This is a genomic window from Akkermansia sp., from assembly GCF_020860705.1.
Lineage (GTDB): Bacteria > Verrucomicrobiota > Verrucomicrobiia > Verrucomicrobiales > Akkermansiaceae > Akkermansia.
Genome location: NZ_JAJBTT010000042.1, coordinates 65,504 through 74,001, shown reverse-complemented (window position 1 = coordinate 74,001; position 8,498 = coordinate 65,504). Strand labels below are relative to the sequence as shown.

General features: G+C 58.7%; 5 protein-coding genes. All 5 read left to right on the top strand.

The features are described from left to right. Positions 1-319: 319 nt before the first annotated feature. The 5 genes from LIO64_RS10065 to LIO64_RS10045 all read left to right on the top strand — a co-directional run bounded on the left by LIO64_RS10065 (position 320) and on the right by LIO64_RS10045 (position 7,901). On the top strand, positions 320-958 hold the full coding sequence (locus LIO64_RS10065) for a hypothetical protein (RefSeq protein ID WP_290549311.1): 639 nt from the start codon (positions 320-322) through the stop codon (positions 956-958). 223 nt (positions 959-1,181) lie between these two features. Continuing rightward, complete coding sequence (locus tag LIO64_RS10060) at positions 1,182-1,631, top strand: R3H domain-containing nucleic acid-binding protein (protein WP_290549310.1); 450 nt, start codon at positions 1,182-1,184, stop codon at positions 1,629-1,631. A gap of 8 nt (positions 1,632-1,639) precedes the next feature. Next, the gene (locus LIO64_RS10055; protein ID WP_290549309.1) at positions 1,640-2,629 is read left to right on the top strand and encodes a hypothetical protein; all 990 of its coding nucleotides are present in this window, start codon (positions 1,640-1,642) and stop codon (positions 2,627-2,629) included. Between the two features lie 161 nt (positions 2,630-2,790). Further along, the gene (locus LIO64_RS10050) at positions 2,791-6,372 is read left to right on the top strand and encodes a bifunctional proline dehydrogenase/L-glutamate gamma-semialdehyde dehydrogenase (protein ID WP_290549308.1); all 3,582 of its coding nucleotides are present in this window, start codon (positions 2,791-2,793) and stop codon (positions 6,370-6,372) included. Positions 6,373-6,746: 374 nt separating this feature from the next. Next, positions 6,747-7,901 carry an acyltransferase gene (locus LIO64_RS10045; protein ID WP_290549307.1) on the top strand — a complete coding sequence of 385 codons (1,155 nt, stop codon included), beginning with the start codon at positions 6,747-6,749 and terminating at the stop codon, positions 7,899-7,901. Positions 7,902-8,498 lie beyond the last annotated feature (597 nt).

The window sequence follows — 8,498 nt, the reverse complement described above, 5'->3', positions numbered from 1 at the left end:
GGGCGGCGTGGGCTTGGGGGTGGGCTTGATCAGCTCCGGATCAATGGTGTCCGTGTAATGGGGTTCCGCCTCTTTCCCGTCAGGGAAGGGGGCGAGGCGTTCTTTCGTCTGCTGGGTCTTTTTTTTCATTGGCTTGTCCCTTGAAGGGTTTGAATGTTCACATGGGTGGAGAGTTTGACTCCGTTTTTCCGGGGGGTGTTCCGGCCGGTTTTGTCAGCCTGCTCCCTGGAGTTATATGGAAAAGTACTTAAAATGTACTGGACAGGAACGGCATGCATGGTAAGGAATGAAGGTTGTGAACAGAGCTTGTTTGAGTGGCATGGCTTTTCTGCTGGCCATATCTGCCGGAGCGTGGGCGCAGCAGGAGGAAAGGGAAAATCCGGATATCGCCGTGGAGGGACAGATACCTCCCGGCGAGCTGCCGCGTCCCCTGCACCTGGTGCCGGTGGAGAGCATTGCCGTTCCTGAAGAACCGGGTGCTCCATCCGGACTGGTCCGCCGTGTGCATCTGTATGCTGACCGTGCCCATGGCTGCGGGGAAAACTCCCTCTATCTGGTTGCGGAAATGAGGTGCGTGGGTGAAGACGGGGAACAGCCGCATATCGTGGGGATATTTTCCGGTTACACCGTGGATGAGGAGAAAACTCTGGAATTGTCCGATCTGGACGGGGACGGTTTTCCGGAATTGATTTTGCGTCATGAACGCGGTGCGGGAGCCGTTTACATGCGCATCTTCCGTTTTTCCCGGAAACCGAACATTTCTGATTCTGCCAGCTGCATTACTGTTTCTCCCATGCTGAAACAGGTGGGATGCTGCCGGACGGGAATAGGATGCGTTACTCTGGAAGGAGATGGAACGGTTGTGGTGAAAACTTATCCGGAAGGGGGAAAGCTCCCTGCGTCCGTGGAAAAATACCGTCTGGAACGCGGAAAGGATGAATTGAAGGAAGTGGAGTAGGAAAAGGGCCGGCAGTTCCGCTGCCGGAACGAATGGGATGTTTTTTCAGGAAGGTGGCATGGCCTGCATACATGAAATGAAGGATGCGTCCGCAAATTTTCATAGACGCGGGGAATAAATAGGTTATGATCTTTTTGTCAATAGGGTTACCGGAAGGGTCCCGTTGCCGTGCGGCAGGGATTTTTTCGGTACGGAACATTTTTTTACTAGTTTTTAACAGGTTATGACGGTGCAAGAATTAGCTGAACAGAGTTTGAAGAGCCTTCTGGCTTCACTGGGTTTTTCTGCGGATATTGAAGTGACGGAAACGGACGGCATCGTCTGCCTGAATGTTTCCTCCCCGGATTCCCAGTACATTATTGGAGGGGACGGGGACAGGCTGGATGACCTCCAGTACCTGGTTAACCGCATGATCCAGCGCAAGATGGAAGATGCTCCCCGCGTGAAGGTGGATTGCGACCATTACCGGGAACGCAACGAGGCGCTCCTTCTGAAAAAGGCGCGCTCCCTGGCCGAACGCGTGCAGGAAAGCGGCAAGCCGATGAAGATGCAGCCCCTGAACGCCTACCACCGCCGCCTGGTGCATAACGCCCTCCAGTCCATGGAAGGCATTGCGACGGAGTCTGAAGACGGCGACGGCCGTTACAAGCGCATTACCATCCGGCGCGTCTGAAGGCCGGCATGTTCATGAGGGTAGCAGCGGTCATTGCATTTGTCTGCCTGGCGCTGGCGGTTCCGGGCCGTGCGGAAACGGAGGCTTCTTCCGCATCCGGTGTTGCGGCGCCTTTGCCGCCGCCCCCTGTGCTGGTTGTGTACGGTTCTGCGGAGCCGTGCGCGGCGGAAGCCCGCTGGCTGAAGGCCCTCCGCCCGGGAGCGGAAGAGCGCCGGGCTCTGGACGGAATCGTTCGCGACGTTCAATTTGTCACGGTTCCCAGGCGTCCTTCCGTGAAGGATTGGGAGGAAGACGGCAGCCTCTCCCGTGCGGCCATGCATGGCGTGCGGGTATTGCCCACAGTCATCCTGCTTGATTCCAGGGGACGCGTATTTGACGTGACGGAGGGGGGAGCGGATGCCGCATCCCTGCCGGGAATGGCGGCCCTGCTGGCGGAGAAGGCACAGCGTGTGCGCCCCGTGACCGTAGTGAATGGCGTTCCGAAAGGCGGCGACCCTTCCGAAGAAGCCGCCGCTATCTGCCGGGCGTTGGAACAGGTGCCGGCGGAAGCGTGGTTCCGGGATTACCCGGGAACCATGAAGCGCCTGGAAAAGCTGAATTGCACGGTTCCGGCTTTTCTGAACGCCCGTGCGGCGGCCCTCCGTCTGGAGAAAAACCGTGAAACGGCCGTGCTGCTCTGCGAATCCTTCCAGGCCTGTGATGCGCCGTCCATCCGGAAATGTCTGGAAGCGTGGCGGAAAAAGGTGTCTGATTCTTCCCTGTCTGTAGAGGAACGCCAGCTGATTCTGCTGTCCATGGTGCATCCCCTCTGGGTACGGCTGGAAAATGCCTTGTACCAGGACGCTCACAATGCGGAGAGCGAGGAGGCGTTCCACCAGGCGGTTGCCGTGCTGGAGGAGGTGCGGGACATGGACCCCGCCAGCGTGTGCGGCAGGCGCGCGCACCAGCTCCGGGAGGAGTTGAGAAAGGCTCGCCTGGCTGCCGCACGGTTTGATTGAAGCGGTTTTTCCGGAAATTCCGGAAACGGACAGGAAGGGGGCCGGATTCCGGGCACGGAATCAAGGGGATGCGTTTTTCCCTCATGTTTCTCCCCTTCACAGGAAGGACCCGGCAAATTGGCTTGATTTTACCCCTGCCTGGGGCTAGTCTTCGGACCGTTATGACAGATTCATCCATCCCGGACATGATGGCGGCGGCGCGCCGTGACAAATGGACTGACCAGCAGCTGGCCGCCAAGGCGGTGGAACTGGCGGAATCCATTCTGAAGCAGTCGAATGCCGGGATGCGCAGGAAGGAAAAGAAGCAGGCGGAGCAGATGGAGCGCATGATGAATGACCCGGCCGGGAAGGCGTTTACGCTGGCGCTGGCGGACCGCGTGTTCCGTCCCTCCGCTCCTGCACGGGGCGCGGAGCTGTTCCGCTACCTGCTGGACGGGTACGGCATTCCCAGGTATTTGTCTGCCGCGGACCGGCTTGCCATGAAGCTGGGCGGCAGGTTTTCCACACAGTTTCCGGGCGTGGTAATGCCCATGATTACCAGCCAGCTGAGGAAGGAAAGCTCCAACGTAATTCTTCCGGCGGAGGAGGGGAAACTGCGTTCCCACCTGCGCCGCAGGCGCAAGGCCGGCATCCGGATGAACATCAACCAGCTGGGAGAGGCCATTCTGGGTGAAAGCGAGGCCCATCACCGCCTGCAGCAGGTTGTGGACCGTTTGGCGGACAAGGACTGCGACTATATTTCCGTCAAGATTTCAGCCATTTTCAGCCAGATCCATCTGGTGGCGTTTGAGGAAACCGTGAAGCTGATCCAGGAGCGCCTGCGCATCCTGTACCGGGCGGCCATCACCCATGCGGTGACATTGCCGGACGGTTCCAAAAAGCCCAAGTTCGTGAATCTGGACATGGAGGAATACCGCGACCTCCATCTGACGGCGGAGGCGTTCAAGCGTACGCTGATGGAGGAGGAGTTCATGCAGCTGGAAGCCGGGATTGTGCTTCAGGCCTATCTGCCGGATTCCTGGGAGGAGCAGATGAAGCTGTGCGCCTGGGCGAAGGAGCGCGTGGAGCAGGGCGGCGCACGCATCAAGATCCGCCTGGTGAAAGGTGCCAACCTGGCAATGGAGAAGGTGGAGGCCTCCATGCATGACTGGGCGCAGGCCCCGTACGGCACGAAGGCCCAGGTGGACGCCAATTACAAGAGGATGCTCCACTACGGCTGCATGCCGGGGAACGCGGAATACGTCCAGTTTGGCGTGGCCTCCCACAACCTGTTTGATTTATGCTATGCCATGCTGCTGCGTGAGCGGGAAGGCGTGCGAGACTGCGTGGAGTTTGAAATGCTGGAAGGAATGGCGAACCATCAGGCTCGCGTGATCCGCCAGGCGGCGGACGGCTTGCTGCTGTATGCGCCCGTGGTCCTGAAGGAAGACTTCCACAGCGCCATTGCCTACCTGGTGCGGCGGCTGGATGAAAATACCAGTGAGGAGAACTTCCTGCACGACCTCTTCGGCATGACGCCGGGCTCCCGGAGCTGGGAAATCCAGAAGAAGAGGTTTTTAAAAGCCTGCCAGGAGAAGGACGACGTGAAGTACGGCCCCAACCGTACGCAGAACCGCGCCACGGATCCCGTGCCGCCCACGCATTACCGGGACGCCTTTGCCAATGAGCGGGATACGGACTGGTCCCTGCGGCAGAATGCGGAGTGGATCAACGGCCTGATTGCCGCGGAAAAGGAAAAATCCGGTGAGGAGATTCCGCTGGTCATCAACGGGGAGGAAATTACGACCAACCTGTGGGGCGTGGGGCGCGACCCGTCCCGCCACAATGAAGTCTCCTACAAGTTTGCGTATGCAGACTTTGACCAGATTGAACATGCGCTGGACACCGCGGACAAGGCGCGCGCCTCCTGGGCGTCCAAGAGCGTCAGCGAGCGCGGAGAAATCCTGCACCGTGCGGCGCAGGAACTGTCCAGAATCCGTGGAGAGGCCATTGCCGCCATGGTGAGGGACGCCGGAAAAGTGCCCACGGAAGCGGATGTGGAAGTGAGCGAGGCCATTGACTTCTGCCGCTATTATGCGGAAGGCCTGGACCGTGACGGCATGAATGACGGCGTGGAGATGACCCCTCTGGGTACCGTTTGCGTGATGTCTCCCTGGAACTTCCCCTTTGCCATTCCCACGGGTGGCTTGGCTGCCGCGCTGATGGCGGGGAACACGGTGGTGTTCAAGCCGTCCGAGCTGGCCGTTTACACGGCTTGGCAGATTGTCCAGGCATTCTGGCGCGCCGGAGTTCCGAAGAACGTGCTTCAATTCGTGCCGATGCCGCGCAATGAAATTTCCCACAAATTCCTGATGGATTCGCGCCTGAACGGCGTGATCATGACGGGCTCCTACCGCACCGGGAAGATGCTGCGTGAACTGCGGCCGGACCTGCATGTCCTGGCTGAAACCAGCGGGAAGGACGCCATGGTTATTACCGCTACGGCGGACCCGGACCAGGCCGTGAAGGACCTGGTGAAAAGCGCCTTCGGCCATTCGGGGCAGAAATGTTCCGCCGCCAGCGTGGCTATTGTGGAAGCTTCCGTTTATGACAACCCGGCCTTTCTGCGCCAGTTGAAGGATGCCGCCGCCAGTTTGAAGGTGGGAGGCTCCTGGGAGGTCAACTCCGTGGTCACGCCGCTCATCAAGGAGCCGGAAGGCGACCTGCTCCGGGCGCTCACGCAGCTGGAACCTGGGGAGGAATGGCTGCTCAAGCCGGAACCTGCGGAGGACAATCCGTGCCTGTGGTCTCCCGGCATCCGTCTGGGCGTGAAGCCGGGAAGCTGGTTCCATCAGACGGAATGCTTCGGCCCGGTGCTGGGCATTATCCGTGCGGAAAACCTGGAAGAAGCCATTGACATCCAGAATGACTCCGAGTTCGGCCTGACCGGCGGCCTCCAGTCTCTGGATGAACGGGAAATCGCCCTGTGGAAGAGCAAGGTCCAGGTGGGCAACGCCTACATCAACCGCGTCATTACCGGCGCCATCGTCCGCCGCCAGCCGTTCGGCGGCTGGAACCATTCCTCCATGGGGCCCGGCTCCAAGGCCGGAGGCCCCAATTACTTGACCATGCTGGGAAGCTGGGAGGAAAAGGCGCTGCCGCAGAAACTGCGCACGCCGGGAGAACGCATCACGGGGCTGGTGGAAAAACTGTGCTCCGAGCTGCCGGATTGCGCCAAGCGCATCCGTTCCGCGGCCGGGTCCCAGGCCAAATGGTGGATGGAGGAATTCGGCGTGGAACATGATCCCTCCCGTATCTACGGGGAGAACAACACGTTCCGCTATGTGCCCGTGAAGGGGATTCTGGCCCGTGTGGAAGGCATGTCTGACGATGATGCCGCCATCCTGCTGCTGGGCGCCAAACTGTGCGGGGCGGCTCTTCACCTGAGCGTGGAGGAAGGCCGCCCCTGGATTCAGAAAATGAACGGGTACTATGCCTCCCTGACGGTGGAGACGGAAGCGGAGCTGATCGACCGGATGGCGGAAGCGGCCCAGGGCGTGCAGTTCCTGCGTGGAACGGGCGTTTCCGAGGCTCTGGCGAATGCCGCCCGCGCCCGGGATGTGGAAGTGCTGGACCGCCCCGTGCTGGCCAATGGCCGCCTGGAACTGCTGGGCTACTTCCGGGAACAGGCCGTTTCCGAAACCGTCCACCGCTACGGCAACCTGATTCCCCCTCCCGGCAGTTTCAAGACGGCCGGGGCGTAAAAAAGAGTCCCGAACCCCGATTCACAAAAGGCGTGGTCATTCGACTAAAGACGGCTTAGGAGGATGCTCCCGCCTGGGAATGAAGGTTTGATTCGTTCATCCTTTGGATTCATTCACTCTGCGGGTTTCAAGCTGTGCTTTCCATCCAACCGGGCAAGCCCGGTTTCCCGGCCTTCATCGATGAAATTCCTCCAAAGCATAACGGATGAATTTTGATGGCAAGGACCGGGAACCCGGCTTTCCGCCGCTTCCGGGTACTTGTTCCTGGACGCTTTTGTTTCTTTGCCCCATTTTGTGATAGAACGTTTCCGGAAAACGGGTATATTTCCGGGAACGTCCGCAACGCCGCGGCGCTCTTTCCCTACCACACTTCCATGAGCACCAACCAACCATTGAACTCAAACGGCGGCCACATCGCATGGGTTGACTTCCTGCGCATCCTGGCCTGTTTCCTCGTTGTACTGGCTCATTGCTGCGACCCGTTCGTGGGCAGCTTTGACGGCACCTTCAACTTTAAATCAGCCGTCTTCCTGGGCAGCCTCGTGCGGCCGTGCGTTCCCCTGTTCGCCATGATCTCCGGCGTGCTGCTTTTCCCCGTTACCATGGAGATGGGCGCTTTCTATTCCAAACGGCTTAAAAGGGTGCTCATTCCGCTCATTGTCTGGTCCCTGGTGCTTCCCTTGCTCTACTTCGGCTACTTTGCCGCGGGCGTGCAAACGGCCAACCCCAACATCGTGATGGACACCTACTCCTGGAGCGCCACCGTCGGCAAACTGTACACTTTCCTGTTCAACTTCAACTATGACACCACCCCCCTGTGGTACGTGTACATGCTGGTAGGCCTGTACCTGTTCATGCCCATCATGAGCGCATGGCTGACCCAGGCCAGGCGGAAGGACGTAAAAATGTTCCTGGGCATCTGGATTTTCAGCATGGTTCTGCCCTATATCCAGATGCTGGCCCCGGCGCTGGGATATGAAGGCAACTATGGCAACATGGGCATTCTGGGCGTTTGCGACTGGAATCCGTACGGCATGTTCTATAACTTCGCCGGATTCCTGGGATACATGGTGCTGGCCCATTATCTGGCTAAATATCCGCTGACCTGGAGCTGGAAAAAGACGTTGGCCATCACTGTCCCCCTCTTCCTGGTCGGCTTTGCCATCACGTTCTTCGGTTTCCTGGAAACCCAGAAACACTTCCCCGGCCAGTATTCCAAGCTGGAAATTCTCTGGTACTTCTCCGGCATCAACGTCTTCATGATGACCTTTGCCATCTTCGCCATTGTCAGCAGGCTCAGGATCAAGCCGCGTCCGGGGTTGAGCAAGGTGGCGGCGCTCACCTTCGGCGTGTACCTGTGCCATTTCTTCTTTGTCCAGTGTTCTTATGATTTTGTGAATTTCATCGGACTGGGCGGACTCCCCTCTGCGGTGAAAATCCCCTTGCTGGCCTGCCTGGCTTCCGCCGTCTCCCTGGCGTTGGTATGGCTGTTAAGCCTGAACAAGTGGACGCGCAAGAGCATCATGTAACAACCGCAGAGGTTTCTCCTTCAGGGCGCTTCGGGATGGCTGCATGTCTCCTGAAGCGCCTTTTGCATTGCGGGGGAGCGGGGAGAAATAAAAAAGTTCCCAGGGAAAGGGCTTGTAAAATTCTGGACGGGGTAAAAGGGACAGGTTAGGATGACCCTGCATCGTGCACAGGCCCAGGTTGCCGGATGCGAAGGGCTTCTTACAGGATGAAAAGCCCGCGTTCCGGGCTCCCTTGCGCCAACCCCAAGCTCACAGGAAATTCCCGGGAGACCGGCGATTCCCGTAATCCATTGGGATTCTTATCTTGACAACTATCATTTCTTTTTTATGGCCTGGAATCCATGCGCCTGCATAAGAGGTTGGCGCAAACCATCTATGGAGGTGTTGATAATCAACCCATAGGATCCCAGGCCGTCGCTCCCTCACAGGAGCGTGGATTGAAACTGCTGATGGCCGCTTAGGATGCGGCACCATCTACGTCGCTCCCTCACAGGAGCGTGGATTGAAACTGTTCATGAAGGGGAGCTTGCCCATGAGCCAACCGTCGCTCCCTCACAGGAGCGTGGATTGAAACTGTTCATGAAGGGGAGCTTGCCC

What these genes read in the sequence shown, in the direction of transcription:
- LIO64_RS10060 (WP_290549310.1), top strand. Translation starts at nt 1,182, where the DNA reads ATGACGGTGCAAGAATTAGCTGAACAGAGTTTGAAGAGCCTTCTGGCT.
- LIO64_RS10045 (WP_290549307.1), top strand. Translation starts at nt 6,747, where the DNA reads ATGAGCACCAACCAACCATTGAACTCAAACGGCGGCCACATCGCATGG.
- LIO64_RS10055 (WP_290549309.1), top strand. Translation starts at nt 1,640, where the DNA reads ATGTTCATGAGGGTAGCAGCGGTCATTGCATTTGTCTGCCTGGCGCTG.
- LIO64_RS10050 (WP_290549308.1), top strand. Translation starts at nt 2,791, where the DNA reads ATGACAGATTCATCCATCCCGGACATGATGGCGGCGGCGCGCCGTGAC.
- LIO64_RS10065 (WP_290549311.1), top strand. Translation starts at nt 320, where the DNA reads ATGGCTTTTCTGCTGGCCATATCTGCCGGAGCGTGGGCGCAGCAGGAG.